Here is an 18136-nt window from a genome sequence, read left to right as displayed (position 1 = left end):
CCTAGTATCGCCAGGACTCTCCCGGCAACCGGCGATACGTTCCCGGACGCCATGAGCCTCGACCCTCCGCCCGACGACGGCCGGCGCACGCTGCCGTCCGACCGCGCGTTCGTCGTGCATTTCGCGCCGGTGTCGCGACCGGGACTCCGCTTCGAGGGGCGCGTCGAGCATCTCGCGTCGGGACGATCGGCGTTCTTCTCGTCGCGCGCCGCGCTGCTGGCGTTCGTCGCCGATGTGCTCGCGGCCACGCGCCGTCCGTGATGGGCGCGGCCCGCATCGCGCCGAGTCTCGAACTGGACAGGTCCGGGGCGAGGAGAACCTCGTGGACGTGTGGCCTCGATCCCTCGGTTTCTCCTGAGAAAACCCTGAGTTTCGCCAGGACCCACGCTGCCGGCCGGGTTATCTCCGCTCGCGATGGACACCAGTGACTCACGATTCGAATCCGAATTGTGGCCACGAACTACCAGCGGAAAGGCCGGCCAGACGCACGGCCTCCGCTATCAAGGAGGGCAGCAATGCAGACATCGAGAGTTGTTGTGACAATCGCGTGCGGTCTTCTCTCCCTCTCCTTCGCACCGCCGGCGACACGAACGGCCGAGGCTCAGCTGATCGAGGTGCAGGGGCTCTACGAGGGGAAGTGGACGTGCCAGGGCTTCAGTTTCTCTTCCGGCAAGTTCAAGTCGGGGAACCCGGACAGCTTCATGGTCATCTATCAGGACCCCGACGATCCTTTTCTGCTCGCGGTGCACATCGACACTCCGATCAGTCCGAACGGCGACTTCGTCTACAACGGCTTCCTCGTCCCGGATGGCGCCAACCAGGCCATGCTGAACAAGCAGGCCGAGGCCGGACTGCTCTCGTGCCCCTCCTCGGACGAGGGAGAGGTTGTGCGCGCGAGTTTTAAGGTGAAGCCCGGGACGGATAAAGGCTCCGTCAAGATGCTGTCGATCGTCCAGATCATCGACGAGGACAATGGTCCCGAGGTCGCGACCTGCAAGTACAGCTACAAGCGCGTCAGCGCCGATCCCATAGCCGTTCCGCCCGTACCTCCGTGTCCGTGAGTTGAAGGGCTTAGAAGCGGATTCTGGGGCTGCCGCGAAGCGGCTTCGTCCAACCCCCATTGTCAAACGGTCGGAGCTGTACTGCCGTTTGTCACAGCGGCGGCGAGATCTTCGAGCTCGACGACCTCGTCGCCGCCCGGACGCGCTTCGAGGCGCTCAGGGCTTGACGGGTCCCATGTGTACATATTTAGTACTGACATGAAGAGAAAACTGGTTCAGGCCGGGAGCTCCCTTGCCGTGACGTTGCCCGCGGAGGTCGTTCGGGAACTCAACCTCGCGAAAGGCGACGAGGTCGACGTGAGCGTCCACCCGCAGACGGGCGCGGTCACGATCCGCGCCGGGGTGCGCTATTTCGAGGACGGCAAGGTCGGTCGTCTATTCGGCAAAGTCGCTGATGCCGTCATCGACCGCTACACGGAGAGCTTTCGCGAACTGGCGAAGTGATCGAGTACCTCTCCATCGACCAGGTTCTCGATCTCCACCGGCGCCAGCTCCGTGCCTTCGGCGGTGCCTCCGGGCTTCGTGATCGGGGAGCGCTCAAGGCGGCGGTTGCGCGCTCACAGGAGACGTTCGGGGGCGAGGACCTGTATCCCGACGTCGTCACCAAAGCGGCGGCGCTGATGCACGCGTTGGTGATGAACCACCCCTTCGTCGACGGCAACAAGCGAGTCGGAGCGCATGCGGGCATCGTGTTCCTGGTCATCAACGACGTGGAGCCGGACTTTTCGTCCGCGGAGCTGACCGAGGTGACGCTCCGGGTCGCACGCGGCGAGCTATCGGCTGAAGCGCTCGCGATCTGGCTCCGCCAGCGGAGCCGACAGCGCACGTCGTGATGCTTCGCGGCCTGCGCCGATGGGCTGGCCTCGCACGCTCGCGAATCGGTCTGACCACGCGCCCGCGGCGATAACGTCGCCCGGAACGCCGACGCACATCTCGGACATCGAGTGCGCGCGGCGCTCGACGAGCGGGCCATCGCCAGCTCCGATCGCTTCGAGGGGATTGCGCGCGGATCGCGGCCTCCGGGAGTCGGGCCTTGCTACGCCTCCCGGAGCGGCCGCCAGCGCGCCTGGGTGCCTTCGAGCAGCCGGTTCGCCTCGTCCGGGCCGTCGCTGAAGGGGTAGTAGTTCGGGAAGGTCGGAGGCGGCAGGTTCGCCCACGCCTCGTGGATCGCGGTGATGAAGCGCCACGAGTACTCGACCTCGTCGGATCGCGTGAAGAGCGACGCGTCGCCGCGAAGGGCGTCCAGCAAGAGCCGCTCGTAGGCTTCCGGCGAGCGCTCGTGAAAGGCCTCGCCGTAGAAGAAATCCATCTCGACTTCCTGCAGCTGGATACGCATGCCGGGCTGCTTGCAGGCGATCGAGAGGCTGATGCCTTCATCGGGCTGGATGCGCATCACGATGACGTTCGACATCGGGCGCGCGACGATCGTATCGTCGTCCTCGCCGAGATAGCGGAAGAGGTGGAGCGGCGGCTGCTTGAACTCGACCGCGATCTCGGAGACCCGCTTCGCGAGGCGCTTCCCCGAGCGCAGGAAGAACGGCACGCCGGCCCAGCGCCAGTTGTCGACCTTCATCCTGAGGGCGACGAACGTCTCGGTGAACGACTGCGGGTCGACGCCTTCCTCCTGGCGATAGCCCTTCACGACCTGGCCGCTCTTCTCGCCCATGCCGTACTGGCCGCGGACGGTGTTGGCGGCGACCTCCTTGCGCGTCATCGGCACGAGCGCGCGCAGCACCTTCACCTTCTCGTCGCGGATCGCCTGGGCCTCGAGCGCCGACGGCGGCTCCATCGCGATCAGGCAGAAGAGCTGGAGGATGTGGTTCTGCACCATGTCCCGCATGGTGCCGGCGCCGTCGTAGTAGGCGCCGCGCCGGCCCTCCATGCCGAGCTCCTCGGCGACCGTGATCTGCACGTTGTCGACGTACTTCTGGTTGAAGAGCGGCTCGAAGATCGAGTTGCCGAACCGGAAGCTCAAGATGTTCTGGACGGTCTCTTTCCCGAGGTAGTGATCGATGCGGTAGATCTGGTTCTCGTCGAGGGTGGCGGCGACGATGGCGTTCAGCGCGCGCGCGCTCGTGAGGTCGGTGCCGAACGGTTTCTCGATGATGACGCGCGACCAGGCGGCGTCGGTCTTCTGGCGGATGAGGCCCGCCGCCGCGAGGTTCTCGAGGATGAGCGGGAAGAACTCCGGCGCAACCGAGAGGTAGAAGAGCCGGTTCCCGGGAAGGCCGCGCTCCTTCTCGATCTTCTCGAGACGGACGCGGAGCTCCTGGAACGTCTGCGGGTTGTCCGCGTCGCCCGGCTGGTAGTAGAGCGCCTGGGCGATCGGATGATCGGCGCCGATGGTCTCGCCCGTCACCTGCTCGCGGAGGGCCGCCAGCATGTGCTCGCGGTAGGCGTCGTCGCTGAGCGGCGTGCGCGAGAAGCCGACGACGGCGTAGCGCTCCGGGAGGTAGCCGCCGGCGTGGAGGTGGTAGAGGGCGGGGATGAGCTTCCGTTTCGCGAGGTCGCCCGAGGCGCCGAAGATCACGATCGTGACGGGATCTTTGGCGCGGATCGCCTCGACGCCCCGATCCGGACCTTCGGTCCGTTTGATCGAGACGCCCGTCTTGCCGCGGGCCGGCGCGGGCGCGCTCATCGACCCCGCCGCGCGCGCGTGCGGCGCGCCGTCCCGATCCTGGAGGCAGGCTTCTTCTTGGCCACGCGCGCCGTGGATCGTTTCGTCTTCACCGGCTTGGCGCGCGCCGGTTTCGCCTTGGCCTTCGGCTTCGCGGGCTTCCTCTTCGCGGTCGCCGCGCTCCGTCTCCGCCCGTCGTCCGCGACGACGGCGAGGATCGTCCGCATGCCGAGGTCGATGTCGACGCCGAGCGAGACGCGGAGCGCCCGCCGGCCGCGCGACGCGAGCGACTGGTAGTCGCCGAGCGCCTGCGCCGCCTCGAGCGTCCCGAAGCTGAACGTCTCGCCGGGGATCGCCAGATCCTCGGCGGGCTCCGCCGAGAGCTGGATGAAGACGCCGTTGGCGGCGCCGCCCTTGTGGAGCTGTCCCGTCGAGTGCAGGAAGCGCGGCCCGTAGCCGACGGTGGTCGCGACCTTGAAGCGGTCGCGTAGCGCGGACCGGATCTGCCGCAGGACCTGCTCGCGCTCGCCGGTGCGCTCGACGTACGCGGTGACCGCCACGTAGTCGCCTTTGCGTATCTGCCGCAGATGCGCCTCGAGCCGGCGGGCGAAGTCGGTGGCATTCGCCGACACGATGCCGCCCGGGTCGGGGAGGGCGCCGCTCTCCTGATACTCCTTCAGCAGGCGCACGGTGTTGTCCTTCGACTCCTGCACGTTCGGCTGATCGAACGGGTCGATGCCGAGGACCCAGCCGGCGGCGGCGGTCGCGATCTCCCAGCGCAGGAACTCGCCGCCGAGGTCGTAGGCGTCCTTCAGGCGGAACGCGACGACGGGATGGCCGCCGCGGATGAGCCCCTGCACGGCGCGCTCCTGGCCGCCGTCGAGCCGGACGTAGGCGAACACGCGATCCTTGCCGTACGCATCGGGGCGGCCGACGGGCTCGCCCTCGACGGGGACGATGCCGGTGCCCTCCTTGCCCGTGGACTCGGCGATCAGCTGCTCGGTCCAGTAGCCGAAGGTATCGAGCTTCCTGTCGATCACGAACGTGAGCTTGTCGCGACCCGCCTTGGCGAGCGTGCCGATCACGGCCCCGAGGTAGAGTCCGGGATTTTGCGACGCCGGGACGGTCGCGCCGCAGGCGAGCATCATACGCTTGGCGCGCTGCAGGAGCTTCGCGACGTCGATGCCCATGAGGGCCGCCGGCACGAGCCCGAAGTGCGAGAGCGCGGAGTACCGTCCGCCGATCTCCGGCCGGGCGAGGAAGATGCGGCGGAAGCCGTGCTCGCGGGCGCGCGCCTCCATCTTGGTGCCCGGATCGGTGATCGCGACGAAGTGCTGCCCGGCCTGATCGCCGCGGGCCGCGCGGACGCGATCGTAGAAATACTGGAAGAAGACGTTCGGCTCGGTCGTGCCGCCCGATTTCGACGAGACGATGTAGAGCGTCTTGGCGGGATCGCTCCAGCGCTCGAGCGTCGCGACGGCGGCCGGATCGGTCGAATCGAGCACCTGGACGTCGAGGTATCCCTTGGCGACGCCGAAGGTCCGTCGCAGCACCTCGGGAGCGAGCGACGAGCCGCCCATGCCGCAGAGGACCGCGCGGGTGAAGCCGGCTTTGCGGATCTCGTCCGCGAAGGCGGTGAGCTCGTCGATCTCGCCGAGCATCAGGTCGGCGACGTCGATCCAGCCCATGCGGATCTTGATCTCGGCCTGGTGCGCGGGGTCGTCCGCCTTCCAGAGCGTCGGGTCCTGCTTCCAGAGGCGCTCGGGGAGCTTCGCCTCGTCCATCTTGGCGAGGGTCGCCCGCACCGCCCGGTCCGACGCGCCGAGCTTCGCCAGGGTGAGGTCGGTGAGGAGGAGCGCCTCGCGCGCCGCCGACACGACGGCGATCAGCGATTCGAACGACTTCGCGAACGACGCGACGCCGTCGGCCTCGAGCTTGCGGGTGACGGCGTCCATGCTGATGCCGGCGTCCTCGATGCGCCGGAGGACGGCCGCCGCCGCTTCCATGCCCGCCGCGAGGCGCGGCGCGGGCTTCCCGTGGTCCTTGTACGCGACGATGGTCGCGGGCGGCATCGTGTCGACGGTGTCGGGACCGACGAGCGCCTCGACGTAGTAGACGTCGGGGTAGGACGGGTTCTTGGTCGAGGTGCTCGCCCAGAGCGGCCGCTGCAGGCGCGCGCCCTTCGCCGCGAGGGTCTGCCAGCGTTCCCCGGCGAACTTCTTCCGGAAGGCGGCGTACGCGAGCTTGGCGTTGGCGATCGCCGCCTTGCCGACGAGCTGCCTCAATTGCGCCTGCTGGTCGGGGCCGCTCTGGCTGATCTTCTGCTCGATCTGCTTGTCGACCGCGGTGTCGACGCGGCTCACGAAGAAGCTCGCGACGGACGCGATCTTGTCGATCGGCTTCTTCGCGGCGGCGCGCTTCGCGAGGCCGCGGAGGTAGGCGTCCATGACCTCGTCGTAGCGCTCGAGGGAGAAGATGAGGGTCACGTTGATATTGAGGCCGTCGGCGATGCAGCGCTCGATCGCGGGGACGCCTTCGCGCGTCGCCGGGATCTTCACCATGAGGTTCGGACGGGCGACGGTCTTCCAAAGGCGCTGCGCTTCCTTGACGGTCGCCTCGGTGTCGGCGGCGAACTTCGGCGCGACCTCGATGCTGACGTAGCCGTCGGCGCCGCCGGTGCGCTTGTAGACCGGCGCGAACACGTCGGCGGCGGCCCGGATGTCCTCGATCGCGAGCGCGTCGAAAATGTCCTCGGCGTTCTTGCCCTTGCGGGCGAGGATGCGGATGCCTTCGTCGTAGTCGTCGCTCTGCGCGACGGCTTGCTCGAAGATCGTCGGGTTGGAGGTGAGCCCGGTGATGTCGCCCGCGGCGACCATCTTTTTGAGCTTCCCCGACGTGAGCAGGCCGCGACTGATGTTGTCGTGCCAGGGGGACTGTCCGAGACGCTGCAGCTCGACCAGCGGATTCGCCATCATCACCCTCCCGAGCATCCGAGCGGCGCGCGGTGCTCCCGACGCGGTCCATCCGCGTCACGCGTCGCCATGATGCCTAAGCGCGACCCAAAGATACAGGGGCGTTACGGTCGCGGGGGTGGGCGGACGGACAAAAACGGCTCAGGGGCAGGTCGAAATCGACGAGAGCCCGGCGGCGTTGCGCAGCACGTTCACGCCGTCGGTGACCGTGATGGCGCCGCTGGAGTCGACGTCGCAGCGCGCGGCGGTGCAGTCGCTCGAGAGTCCGGCCGCAGCGCGCAACACCTGGACCCCGTCGGTGACGGTGACCGCGCCGCTGAGATCCGCATCGCCGCAGATTCCCGGGGTGGGGTTCGGGGTCGGCGTCGGGTTCACGACCGGGTAGATGCGCTCGGCTCCCCGGACGTCGGCGGTCGTCGGGTCGCGCACGAAGCAGTTGCTCTGGGGCGTGAAGAGGGACGCGGAGCGCATGAGCACGTTGAAGTCGTCGCCGCACTGATCGGGGTGGGAGAGCCCGAGAGCGTGGCCGAGCTCGTGGGCGAGCGTCGCCTGGAAGCCGGGCTGCGAGAACTGGAAGGCCTGGTTGACCGTGATGTTGGCGTCGATCAGCTGCCCCGCTTGCGGGCCGCCGCTGAAGAAGATGCTGAGCGTCACCGCGAGCACCCGGCTGCCGTACGTGGTTCCGTCGCAGAGCGTCGTCGTGCCGCCGATCGAGACCTTGCCGTCCTCGGTGTCGCAGAAGGTCACCGTGTCGTCGGCGTCGACGAACGTGAAGCGGCCCGGCAGGTCGGCGTTCCAGGCGTTCGCGGCGTCCTTGCAGAGCGCGATGCAGGTGCCCGCGTCGCCGCTGCAGTCGATCCCGTTGGCCTCGTCCGCGAAGAAGCTGCAGTCGTACGGCACGGCCGCGTCCGTCCAGAAGACCTCCGGGCTCGCCGGGCACTCGTCGCTTCCGGCGTTGATGAACGCGAAGACGTCGTCCGGGACGACGGGGCACGTCTGGGCGGCGGCCGGCGCGGCGAGGCCGGCGCAGGCGAGCATCGCGAGGCCGAGACGGCGGAGGGCGGTCACTTGCGAGCGGCCCGCAGGGTGTCGAGGAAGGCGTCGAGCGCGGGATCGCCGCCAGCGCCACGGCTGCCGGCGGGCAGGGCGTCGCTCGTGAGCGCGTGCCCCGCGCGGTCGCGGACGACTGCGCTCGCGCGGCTCTCGCCGACGACGCGGTAGAGCCCCTGGTTGAAGCCGACGAACGGGCTCGCGAGCGGCGGCGACTGCTCGGGCTCGAGCAGCACCACGTAGCGCTCGCCGACCGCGAGCTCCGGCATGCCGTCGACCCGTTGCCGGATGCCGTCCACCTCGCCGCCGGAGTAGGCGAGTTCGACGTTCGCCGGGATGGCGCCGGCGACCGTCTCCTCGACCGTGAAGCGGACGACGGTTTCGAAATACCGCGGGTGCGAGGCTTTCCGGCGGCTCAGGACGGACGCCACGGTTCCGACGAAGATGCGGTCCGCGGCGGTCGCTTGCGTGGCGGTGCTCATGCTCGCGACCATCGTCGCGTCGGCGGGCCGTACGCCGACCGCGTTCCCGAGCGCTACGCCGAGGAGCATCGCTCCCGCCCCGGCGTACGCCGCCCCCCGGCCGCCCCCCGCTCGCCGCGCCATGCCGACTGCCGTTAACATACGCCGTTTCATTGCGCGACCCACGAGCCGTTCACTTTGCGGAGGCTTTTCCTGATGTTGATGGACTGGGTCTGGCGTCGCCCCCCGGCGTCGAAGCTGTCCTCGCGCGTCAGCGTCACGACTGCGCTGTCGGGTCCCTGCACGTCGATCGAGCTCGTGCCGATCCGCACCTCGAGGTCGTTCAGGTCGTTCAGCGCGTCGGCGAGCTTGCCGCGGTTCTCGGGTTTCAGCACGCCGAGCGCGACCAGCCGGTCGACGTTCTTCTGCTGGTAGGCGTCGCGGTAGGCGGCGATCCAGCTCTCGAGCTCCCGCCGCGGATCGCCGCCGGCGCGCGGCGCGACCGGCGTCGGGGCGGCGCGCGGCGGCAGGGCGGCGAGCTGGGTCGGGACGGCCGCGGGCTCCGGCTCGCGTGCCCGCACGGTCCAGCGGCGGACGGCGGCGGTGCGGTCGGGCGCCTCGACGCGGACCTCGACGTCGGCGCTGCCCCCATGCTCCGGGCGGTACGTGAAGCGCGGGCCGGCCGCGCCTTCGGCCGCCCGCTTGTTGACGGTCCAGACGTAGGAGAGCTCGCTCGCCGGGGCGCGTCCCGCGCGCGCTTCGACGCTGAAGTCGGTCGTGTCGCCGAGGTCGGCGACGACCTCGGCCGGCGCCGGGACGTGGCGGGTGATGGTGACCGGCGCGTTCGGCACCGTGACCGTCCATGCGGTCAGGGCCGCCGGGCCGTCGCCGTTCGTCACCTCGGCGCGCACCTCGTGCGTCGTGCCCTCTTCGTCGTCGGCGGCGCTGAAGTCGAAGGTCGGCGTGTTGCCGCCGGCGGTCTTCTCGTCGACCGACCAGGCGTAGCGGAGCGGCGCGCCGCCGGCGCCCTTGGCGGTCACCTTGAAACGCGTGCTCTTGCCGGGTGCGAGCTGCAGCGTCTTGCCGCGCGGCTCGAAGCCGCTGATCACGGGCGCGGTCGGGGCCTCGGGCGGCGGGAGCGGCGAGAGCGCCGCGAGCTCCCACTGCTGGCGCGCCTCGCCGCCCGCCGTGCGCGCGGTCACCTCGACCCGCTGCGGCTTCTCCTTGGCGGAGATCGTGGCGCTGGCGGCGGTCGCGTCGCTCACGACCCTGCCGTCGACCGACCAGACGTAGGTGGCGCCGGCCGGGTCCGCGAGAGCGATGCGAAACGGCTGGGTGTCGCTCGCGGGCTCGACGCGCGTCGTCGCGGGCTCGAAGCTCGCGATGCGCGGCGCGGGCGGTGGCGGCGGTGGAGGCTCGGCCTTGGCGACCTGCTGGGGCGCGGCCGTCGCGGCGGGCGGCGGCGGCTCGCGCTGCTGCACGACCTCCTGCGGGGGCGCGGGCGGCGCGACCTCGGTCTTCTTCTGCGGCTCCACGTCGGTCTTCGCGGCGACCTTCGGCGGGATCGCGGGCGTCGTCGTGGTGTCCGTGGAGCCGCTCCGCATGAGCCATACACCGGCGAGCAGCGCGACGCCGGCGGCGCCGGCTCCGATCCACGCCACCGGGAGCCCGCGCGCGGGTGCCGGGGCGGGCATCTGGCGTCCCACGAGCGTGGCCGCGTCGGAAGGAGTCGCGAGGGACGTTGCCTCGCTCGCGGCGAGGGTCGCTCCTGCGCGCGCCGGCGCGCTGGCGATCGCGGTCGCTTCGCCGAGCGCGGGGGCGGCGACGACGGAGGTCGCCTCCGAGGGTGGCGCGGATCGCTTGGCCTTCTTGCCGGCGGGTGGGGCCGCGACCGGCTGCGGCGCGGCGGCGGGCGGAGCCGCCGCCGCGGGCATCGCCTCGAAGAGCTGCGCGGCGTCGGTGTATGCGGCCGCCGCGCCCGCGAAGTCGCCGCTCGCGCCGGCGGCGGTGCCGCGAGCGAGCGCCGCATCCGCCTTCGCGAGCTTGCGGCGGGCGAAGAACCCGGTGGCGGCGGGAGCGCGCGTCGCGCGGAGCGTCTCGACGCGCGCGCGCGCCTCGCGTGCCTGGCGCTCGGCGGCGGCGCGGATCGCGGCGTCGCGCGCGCCGCCGAACGCGTCACGCGCTCTCGTGAAGTGACCTGCGCTCCCCGCGTAGTCCTCGCCCTCGAGGGCGCGCTCGCCCGCGGTGAACGCCGCGACGGCCTTCTCGAGCTCGGCGGTGGCGAGCTCAGCGGCGCGCGCCGCTTTCGCCTCGTCCCCGGCGGCGCGGGCGGCGGCGCGGGCGGCGAGCGCGCCCGCGCGCTTCTGCTCGCGGGTCGCGGTCTTCGCAGCCGTGCGCAGTCCGCGTGCCGCCTCCAGGAACTCCCGCTCGGCCTCGGCGAAGCGGCCGGCGGCGAAGGCCCGCGCGGCGCCTTCGAGCGCACCGAGCGCGGCGCGGTGCTCGTCGGCGGCATGCGCGCTCGCCGCGGCCTCGTCGGCCTCGGCGCGCGCGGCCTCGGCGTCTTTCTCGGCCGCGCGCGCCGCGGCCGCGCGGGCCTCGCCCGCCACTCGGTAGCCTTCGGCCGCCTTGCGGAACGCGATCGCCGCGGCGGCGCGCTTTCCTTCGCCGCGCCGGTGCTCGGCGTTGGCGAACGACTTCTCGGCGGCGCCGGCCGCTTCGTCGTCGGACCCGGCGAGCTCGGCGGCCCGGCGCGCGGCGACCGCGGCCTCCCGTGCCGCGCCCACGGTCTCGTCGAGCGCGGCGTCGAAGCCCTGCTCGGATTCCGCGGCGAGGGGCAGGACGCCGTCGCAGTCGCCGTCGTGGCGGCGCGCGAGGGCCTCCTTCTGTCGTTCGAGCGCGCGGGCCCACGTCATCGCCGCCGCCGACTCGGCGCCGGCCTCGCGCGCCTCGGCGGAGGCCGCCGCCACGTCGGCGAGCGCCGCGTCCGCGGCGGCTTCCGTCTTGGCGCGCTCGACCGCGCTCTTCGCGGCGGAGAAACGGTCGCGGGCGGCCGCGGCGGAGCTCACGACCAGGCTCAGCTCGTCGGCGGCGAGGGCCCGCTCGGCGGCGGCGAGCTCGTCGGCGGCCGCGGCGAACTCGGGATTCTGTCCGGCGCCCGCATCGAGCGCCTGGCGCTTCGCCTCTTCGACGGCGGCGAGCGTCTCCTGCAGCTCTTGCCGGCGGACGACCCGCTCGGCCGCGGTGGTCGCCGCGTCATAGCGTTCCGTCGCGCGCGCGTAGTCGCCGGCCGCCGCCTCCATGCCGGCGGCGTCGTTCGCGGCGTCGCCGGCCTGCTTCGCGAGGGCGTCCGCTTCCTCGAGGAGCGCGGTCGCGTGTTGCCGGGCGCCCGCGTTCTTCGCGCGCGCGCGTGCCGCTTCCATGGCGTTCCGCGCCTCGACGCGGCCGGCCGCGAGCCGCTCTTCCTCGGCGCGCCGCAGGGCCGCGGCGCGGACCTCCTCGAACGCCTTCGCGGCGTCGCGATAGAGCTGCGCGGCGCGCTCCCATTGCTGCTTCTCTTCCGCGGCGCCGGCGTCGCCCTCGCGCGCACGCGCCTTCGTGAGCGCGTCGGGGACGAGCTGCTCCGCGCGCGCGGCGAGCGCGCCGTCGCGCGCGGCGGCCATCGTCGCGCGCGCCTCGACCGCGGCGCGGCTCGCTCGAGCGGCGATCGCCGACTGCTGCGCCGCCGCGAAGCCCTCGCCGACCGTCGGTAGCAGCGTACGGACGCGTGTCAGCTCGCCGGCGGCGAGCGCCGCCTCGAGCTCGGTCTGCGCGCGCGCTGCCGCGCCGAAGACGTCGGCGGCGAGCGTCGCGGCGCCCGCGCTCTCGGCTTGCGCGCGCGCCGCCTGGACGGCGGGGATCTCCCCTGCGAGGATCTCGCGCTCGCCGGCGCGGACGGCCGCGGCCGTCGCCGCGCGATAGGCGTCGGTCGCTCGTCCGAGCTGCGCGACGGCGAGCTCGAGCTGTCCCCGCTCGACCAGCTTCTCCGCCGCGCCCGCGAGGGCTTCCGCCTCGATGCACGCCGCCTTCGCGCTCTTCGCCGCGCCCGCGGCGCCCGCTTCGGCGGCGGCGGCGCGCATGGCGGCGCGCGCCTCGTCGACGCTCTGATGGAGGCGGCGGTTCGCTTCCTCGCCGGCGCTCGCGAATCCATCGCGGACCTTCGGCAGGAGCTCGCGGACGCGCGTGAGCTCGCCCGCGGCGAGCGCCTCTTCGAGACGGAGCTGTTCGCGGACGGCCGCCGCGAACGCGTCGGCGGCAAGCGTCGCGGCATCCGCCTGCTCGGCCGCTTCGCGCGCGGCGCGCAGCGCCGGCATCTCGTCTTCGATCGCCTTGCGGGCGCTCGCCTGTCGCGCCGTGGCGAGGGCGGCGCGGAAGGCTTCCTCGGCCTGGCGGAACTGCGCGGTCGCCTGTTCGTGCTGCCCCTGCGCCGCGCTCGCCTCGGCTGCCGCTACGAGCTGCGCCGCCTGCTTCATCGCGTCGGGGGCGAGCGCCGCGATGTCGCGTTCGGTCGCCTCCTGCGCGACGATCTGCATGGCGGTCTTGGCCTGCTGCGCGGCTCGTTGCGCGCGACGCTCGTTCGCCTGGGACGACGCGACGCCGTAGGCCTGGAGGGCGTTCCGGTAGAGCTCGCCGGCTTTCGCGTGGTCGCCGCGCTCCTGGGCCGCCTTGGCCTCCTGCTCGAGCTCGCCGCCGCGCCGGAAGTCGGTGGGAGAGGCGTCGAGAGCGCCGGCGGCTTCGGCGGCCTCGCGCGCCGTGACGACGGCCTGGACCGATTCGACCGCCGCGCAGGCCTGGAGGTCGGCGAGCAGCTCGGCGGCGGTCTTGTAGCGCTCGTGGCGATCGCGGGCGATCGCCTTCTCGAGGACCCGGATGACGGCGGGCGGCGTGTCGGGGAGGTTGGTGATCTTGTGGTCGCAGGCATGGGCCCGCGTGACCGGACACGCGCCGCTCTCGATCGAACGGTGGTGCTGCTCGACCTCCTCGGCGGAGAGCCCTGCGAAGAAGTGGCGGCCGGTGTAGATCTCGTAGAGGACGATGCCGAGCGCGTAGATGTCGACGCGCGCGTCGAGGCGGCGTCCGCCGCCGGCGGCGAGGAACTGCTCGGGCGCGGAGTAGGGGACGGTGCCGGCGAACACCGTGTGCGTCGGGGCGTTCCCGATCTGGGTCTCGCCGCCGCCGGCGTCGGCCATGAGCTTCGCGATGCCGAAGTCCGTGACGACGACGCGGCCGGTCTCCTCCTCGATCATGATGTTGACCGGCTTGATGTCGCGATGGACGACGGCTTCGGGCTTCTGGCTGTGCGCGTAGTTCAACGCGTCGGCCGCCTGGATGCCCATGCGGATCACTTCCGCGAGCGGGAAGCCCTTGTTCTGCCGCGCGTTCAGCAGCTGCCGCAGGTTCTTCCCGCGGATGAGCTCCATCGTGAGGAAGTAGGTCTCGCCGTCCTTCCCGAAATCGTAGACGCGGACGATGTTGTCGTGCTCCAGGCGGAACATCAGCTGCGCTTCGGTCAGGAAGCGCTCGACGATGTCCTCCGAGCGCCCGGGCGCGAGGGTCTTGAGCGCGTTCTCGCGGCCGCGGGTCGTGTCGCGGACGTGATACACCACGCCCATGCCGCCTTGGCCGAGCAGGCCGAGCACCTCGTAGCGCGCGGAGATCTTCACGGGGCGCCCGCGTCGTCGGCGTCGATGCGCAACACGACGACGGTGGAGTTGTCCGGCCCGCCGCCGTCGTTCGCGCGCGTGATGATGGTGGCGCAGATGCGGTCGAGATCCTCGCCGCCTTCCTCTACGATGATCGCGAGCTGCTCGGAGGAGAGCACGCGGTAGACGCCGTCGGAGCAGAGGAGGAACGTGTCCCCGGGCGCGACCGGCCGCGCGGCCACTTCGACGTCGACCGTCGGGGCGACGCCGATCGCGCGCGTGAGCACGCTCTCGTAGCGCGCGCGCAGCGCGGGGTCGGTGAGCTCGACGCCGCGGGCGGCGAGGTCGTTCAAATAGGAGTGGTCGCGGGTCAGGGCCTCGATGGTGCCGTCGCGGATGCCGTAGACGCGCGAGTCGCCGACGTGCGCGATGTGACCGACGTCGCCCTCGATGAGCACCGCCGCGACCGTCGTGCCGAGGCCGTGCAGCGCGGGCTCGAACTGCGGCACCGTCCACACCCGCCGGTTCGCTTCCTCGATCGCCCGGCGGAGGCGCACGCCTCCGTCCATGCCGCCGGGCGCGCCCGCGGCGAGCGATTCCGTGATCACCCGCGCCGCTTCTTCGCTGGCTCGCCTGCCGCCGGCATGACCGCCCATGCCGTCGGCGACGAAACCGAGGCCGAGGTCCGTGGCGAGCCCGAAGTTGTCCTGATTCTCGCGGCGCACCCGACCCGGATCCGTGCGCGCTGCCCCCCTGATCTTCATGCAGCGTCGACGAAGGTAGCAAGGAAAGCCGAGGGTTTACAACCGCGGAACGGCTCCGGAACGCATGGCACATGCGCCACGACACGCGCCTTGACCGTCGGAGCGGGGGATCGCTGCGGCTCGCGCCGTACGCGCGAGCGTCCCAGGGGAGACCTCTGCGCCTTTCTCGCCAGGAGCGGGCTCTTCGGGCAGTGCCGCGGCGGCGTGACGATCGAGCGCATGCCGGTGCCGATCTTCGCGGCCGCGGTGGCGGGCGATGGCGCGTGCGAGCCGGGAGCCCGGCGCGCGGAGCCCGCCGCTCATCGACGCGCCGGTCCGTCCCGATCGCGACGGCTTCAGCCGCGCCGATCTCGACGGCGCCGCCGAGATGTGCGCGCGCGTCGCCGCGAGCGTCTTCCCCCGCGTTCCCGCTCGCGTTCCCGCTCGCTTGACCTCGCGCTTTCAGCTTTGGTATCGCCGCACGGGCCTAGAAAGATCGCTGATCGCGGCTCTGTCGCACAGCGGAGGGGGTGGATCATGCGGTTTGCGTTCTCGGTGGCGGCGTTTGCGGTGGTGGGGATGGTGGGATCGACGACGTCCGCGGCCGCCCGGACCCTGCAACGTGCCCTCGTTCCACCGTCGGTGCGCGGAACGTTCCTCGAAGCCGCCATCAATCCGCTGTCGACGGCCATCTCGACCCAGGTCGCGAATCAGATTCCGACGCTCTCGACGTCCGCCGGCTACACCTACGAGTGGAATCCGGAGCTCGAGGTGCTGGAGCGCTCCGCGAAGACCTTCGGCCCGCTCTTCACCGAGCGCGCCGTGACGCTCGGGCGCAACAAGTTCAACCTCAGCGCTTCGTACAGCTACATCCGGTTCCAGTCCTTCAATGGCAAGGACATCGACAAGCTGATGAGCCAGGCCGAGGTCGCGCGCGTCCCGGAGACCGGCGACATCGAGTTCTTCGGGCCGTCTCGGCAAGCGGACCTCGACGGCAACGGCACGCAGGAAGCGCTGATCGGGGATCAACTCCGCCTGGACCTCGAGCTCGAGACCCAGCTCTGGGATTTCAGCTTCACCTACGGCGTGCTCGACAACCTCGACGTGAACATCGACATTCCCGTGCTCTACACGTATGCCCGTAGCTCGCTCGTCGAGACCCTGCCGGATCCGCGCTGTCTCGGCGTGTCCGCCGATTGCGACGCGCTTTTCGGTGCCGACATCGGCGATCACGCGGCGGTGGTGGACGGCGTTCCGGGATCGTTCACGGTGACCGATCCTTCGGCCGATCGGGACGACAAGCTCGGCATCGGCGACATCCACCTCCGCGCCAAGTACGCGCCGCTGCGTCGACCCTTCAACATGGCGGTTCTGCTCGACCTGTCGCTGCCGACCGGAAAGAAGAAGAACTTTCAAGGCACGGGCGACACTCGCCTGCAGACGTCGCTCGTGGCGTCGAAGGACGTGCTCGACTTCCTCGAGGTCCACACCCAGGCCGGGGTGCTGTTCAACATCAACACGGTCGACCGCAGCGACGCGCGCTACGCGGTGGGCCTCACGGCGCAGGCGACGAACTGGATGGCGCTGACGGTGGACTTCATCGGCCGGAGCGAGTTCGGCCCCCAGAGCCGGATCCCGAATACGGGACGGCTCCCGGCGGTCCGGACGATCGGCGGCGAGCCGACGCTCACGCAGCCGAGGAGCGAGATCGACGGCCTCGACGAGAACGGCGACCCGGTGAACGAGGACGACAACTTCAAGGGACGCCCGATCTTCGTCGACATCAAGCGCAACGACATCCTCGATCTCGCGGTCGGGACGCGTCTCGGCGTCGGGGAGTTCGGGATTCTCTTCGTGAACTTCCTGGTTCCGTTGAACCAGGACGGCCTCCGCGCCGATTTCGTTCCGACGGTGGGCTTCGAGATGACGTTCTGATGGAGTAGGGTCGCGACATGTGGGTACGGGTCGCGCAGGCCGTCGTGGCGGCGGCGATCTTGGGCGCGACGCTCGACTCACCGGTCCGCGCCGAGACGTGCGGCGACGCGGACGGCGGCGGCGACGTTTCGGTGAGCGACGGTGTGCAGGTGCTGCGGGCCGCCGCCGGGATCGACGCCCCCTGTCCCCCGGTCGAGTGCGACGTCGACGGCAGCGGCGGCATCACGGTCACCGACGGCGTCAACGTGCTCCGTACCGCGGCGGGCCTCGACGTCCAGCTGCGTTGCTCGCGGTTGAACGCGCAGGAGACGCAGGTCTTCGGGGCGCTCCAGAAGTCGGCGCAGGTGACGCGCCTCGTGGCGCTCGGCCTCGACGCGGCGGGCGGCGGGGCCGCCGCAGCGGCGACGGTCCCGTGTCCGAACGGCGGGACGATGGCGCCGGAGGCGGGCGGCGTCGTGTACGAGGGCTGTCGCGTGCGGAGCACGATCTGCTCCGGCGGCGCCGCCTTCGGTGACGGTACGTTCGCGCCGGGCCTCGAGTGTCGCGATCTCTCCGAGGACCGGCTCTTCTCGCTCACCGGCACGCTCACGCCGAGTGATACCGCCGCCGGCCGCGCCCTCAGCGGAACCGCGTCCGGCACCCAGGGGTCGTCGCCGGTCTTCGAGTTCGACTACGACGCGCTCGCGCTCGACGAGAGTGCCAGCGGCGGGCGCGCGTCCGGGCAGGTGGAGGTCGGCGGCGCGTTCTTCTCCGGGGCGTTCGAGCGGGTGCAGGTGTCGTTTCCGGGCCGCAATCCCGCGACCGGCGACGACGATCCCGGCTTCGCGAAGATCGTCGGCCTGCGGTCGGGCGGCAGCGTGATCTTCGTCTTCGTGTTCGACCTGAACCTCGCGACGGGCAAGCTGACGGCGCGCTGAGCCGGGCCGCGCGACCGGTCGCGCCGTCGTTCGGGGCCCGTTCCGGCCGCAGCCGGGGTCGCGGCGACAAAAAAGAAGGGCGGCGTGATCGCTCACGCCGCCCTTCGGGTGTTCGTGCGTCCGGTGTCGCCGCCTACGAAACGGTCGTGGTGACCGTCAGGTCGGCGATGTTGCCCGGGCCGTTGTCCTGCGTGACCTCCTGCACCGTCACGGTGAGGTCGTCCGACGTGATCGCCGACGTCGCGTCGAAGCTGCACTCGACGTTGACCGGGAACGTCAGGTTCGACGTGTTGGCGACGCTCAGGGTGAGCGTACCGGCCGCGTCGTTGTCGTTCTTGGTGAAGATGCCGCCGCCGCCAGTCACCGTGCAGGCGACCTGATCCGCCTCGCCCGTGAAGCTGCCCTTCGCGGTCGGGTACGCCACCCGCACCTGGAAGGCCTGGATGCCGTTGGCGGCGGTGAAGTCGAAATCGACGGTCTGCGTGGTGGTTTCGCCCGGCGTGGCCGTCGGCGCGGTTACCGGCGTCGCGGTGGCGGCGATGGTGGTCGGCGTGGCCACCGGACCAGGCGTCGCGGTGCGCACCGGCCCGGGACCGCCGTTGTCGTTGCCGTTGTCGCTGTTGTCGTTGTCGCCACAGCCGCCGGTCATGGCGAGCGCTGCCACCAGCATCCCGATCGTGAGTCCAGACTTGAGCGTGCGTT

Annotated in this window: 13 protein-coding genes; 6 read left to right on the top strand and 7 right to left on the bottom strand. The window is 71.2% G+C overall.

What is annotated here, in order from left to right; translation table 11 throughout:
* The first annotated feature begins 51 nt into the window (after positions 1-51).
* The 4 genes from IT293_04395 (at position 52) to IT293_04380 (ending at position 1894) form a co-directional block, all read left to right on the top strand.
* Positions 52-261 carry a hypothetical protein gene (locus tag IT293_04395; protein MCC6763884.1) on the top strand — a complete coding sequence of 70 codons (210 nt, stop codon included), beginning with the start codon at positions 52-54 and terminating at the stop codon, positions 259-261.
* 254 nt (positions 262-515) lie between these two features.
* Positions 516-1061 (top strand): hypothetical protein, encoded by a 546-nt coding sequence (locus IT293_04390; protein MCC6763883.1) that lies wholly within the window; start codon positions 516-518, stop codon positions 1059-1061.
* 198 nt (positions 1062-1259) lie between these two features.
* Complete coding sequence (locus IT293_04385; protein MCC6763882.1) at positions 1260-1505, top strand: AbrB/MazE/SpoVT family DNA-binding domain-containing protein; 246 nt, start codon at positions 1260-1262, stop codon at positions 1503-1505.
* Complete coding sequence (locus IT293_04380; GenBank protein ID MCC6763881.1) at positions 1502-1894, top strand: type II toxin-antitoxin system death-on-curing family toxin; 393 nt, start codon at positions 1502-1504, stop codon at positions 1892-1894. The genes IT293_04385 and IT293_04380 overlap by 4 nt, the downstream gene beginning before the upstream one ends.
* Positions 1895-2097: 203 nt before the next feature.
* Here IT293_04380 and zwf read toward each other — a convergent pair whose 3' ends face one another.
* The 6 genes from zwf to IT293_04350 form a co-directional block, all read right to left on the bottom strand.
* On the bottom strand, positions 2098-3699 hold the full coding sequence (zwf, locus tag IT293_04375) for a glucose-6-phosphate dehydrogenase (protein MCC6763880.1): 1602 nt from the start codon (positions 3697-3699) through the stop codon (positions 2098-2100).
* Complete coding sequence (locus IT293_04370; GenBank protein ID MCC6763879.1) at positions 3696-6650, bottom strand: bifunctional transaldolase/phosoglucose isomerase; 2955 nt, start codon at positions 6648-6650, stop codon at positions 3696-3698. The genes zwf and IT293_04370 overlap by 4 nt, the downstream gene beginning before the upstream one ends.
* Before the next feature lie 141 nt (positions 6651-6791).
* Positions 6792-7718 (bottom strand): hypothetical protein, encoded by a 927-nt coding sequence (locus IT293_04365; GenBank protein MCC6763878.1) that lies wholly within the window; start codon positions 7716-7718, stop codon positions 6792-6794.
* Positions 7715-8251 carry a hypothetical protein gene (locus tag IT293_04360; GenBank protein ID MCC6763877.1) on the bottom strand — a complete coding sequence of 179 codons (537 nt, stop codon included), beginning with the start codon at positions 8249-8251 and terminating at the stop codon, positions 7715-7717. The genes IT293_04365 and IT293_04360 overlap by 4 nt, the downstream gene beginning before the upstream one ends.
* Before the next feature lie 80 nt (positions 8252-8331).
* Positions 8332-13860, bottom strand: coding sequence for a protein kinase (locus tag IT293_04355; protein ID MCC6763876.1), 5529 nt, complete (start codon positions 13858-13860; stop codon positions 8332-8334).
* Positions 13857-14603, bottom strand: a complete 747-nt coding sequence (locus IT293_04350; protein MCC6763875.1) for a serine/threonine-protein phosphatase — start codon at positions 14601-14603, stop codon at positions 13857-13859. The genes IT293_04355 and IT293_04350 overlap by 4 nt, the downstream gene beginning before the upstream one ends.
* Before the next feature lie 516 nt (positions 14604-15119).
* On the opposite strand from IT293_04350, the gene IT293_04345 reads away from it, so the two are divergent.
* Together IT293_04345 and IT293_04340 are read left to right on the top strand one after the other, a co-directional pair.
* Positions 15120-16517: a hypothetical protein gene (locus tag IT293_04345; GenBank protein ID MCC6763874.1), complete on the top strand. Its 1398-nt coding sequence runs from the start codon at positions 15120-15122 to the stop codon at positions 16515-16517.
* 17 nt (positions 16518-16534) lie between these two features.
* The gene (locus IT293_04340; protein MCC6763873.1) at positions 16535-17434 is read left to right on the top strand and encodes a hypothetical protein; all 900 of its coding nucleotides are present in this window, start codon (positions 16535-16537) and stop codon (positions 17432-17434) included.
* Positions 17435-17567: 133 nt separating this feature from the next.
* Here IT293_04340 and IT293_04335 read toward each other — a convergent pair whose 3' ends face one another.
* Positions 17568-18098 (bottom strand): hypothetical protein, encoded by a 531-nt coding sequence (locus IT293_04335; protein MCC6763872.1) that lies wholly within the window; start codon positions 18096-18098, stop codon positions 17568-17570.
* Positions 18099-18136: the final 38 nt, after the last annotated feature.

The organism is Deltaproteobacteria bacterium (assembly GCA_020848745.1).
GTDB lineage: Bacteria > Desulfobacterota > Binatia > UTPRO1 > UTPRO1 > UTPRO1.
The sequence above is the reverse complement of the archived record's forward strand: the minus strand, read 5'-3'. Positions and strand labels throughout refer to the sequence as shown.

Excerpts from the sequence above, each read along its gene's own strand:
- IT293_04395 (MCC6763884.1), top strand. The coding sequence starts at position 52 with ATGAGCCTCGACCCTCCGCCCGACGACGGCCGGCGCACGCTGCCGTCC.
- IT293_04360 (MCC6763877.1), bottom strand. The coding sequence starts at position 8,251 with ATGCTCCTCGGCGTAGCGCTCGGGAACGCGGTCGGCGTACGGCCCGCC.
- IT293_04340 (MCC6763873.1), top strand. The coding sequence starts at position 16,535 with ATGTGGGTACGGGTCGCGCAGGCCGTCGTGGCGGCGGCGATCTTGGGC.
- IT293_04390 (MCC6763883.1), top strand. The coding sequence starts at position 516 with ATGCAGACATCGAGAGTTGTTGTGACAATCGCGTGCGGTCTTCTCTCC.
- IT293_04385 (MCC6763882.1), top strand. The coding sequence starts at position 1,260 with ATGAAGAGAAAACTGGTTCAGGCCGGGAGCTCCCTTGCCGTGACGTTG.
- IT293_04370 (MCC6763879.1), bottom strand. The coding sequence starts at position 6,650 with ATGGCGAATCCGCTGGTCGAGCTGCAGCGTCTCGGACAGTCCCCCTGG.
- zwf (MCC6763880.1), bottom strand. The coding sequence starts at position 3,699 with ATGAGCGCGCCCGCGCCGGCCCGCGGCAAGACGGGCGTCTCGATCAAA.
- IT293_04350 (MCC6763875.1), bottom strand. The coding sequence starts at position 14,603 with ATGAAGATCAGGGGGGCAGCGCGCACGGATCCGGGTCGGGTGCGCCGC.
- IT293_04345 (MCC6763874.1), top strand. The coding sequence starts at position 15,120 with ATGCGGTTTGCGTTCTCGGTGGCGGCGTTTGCGGTGGTGGGGATGGTG.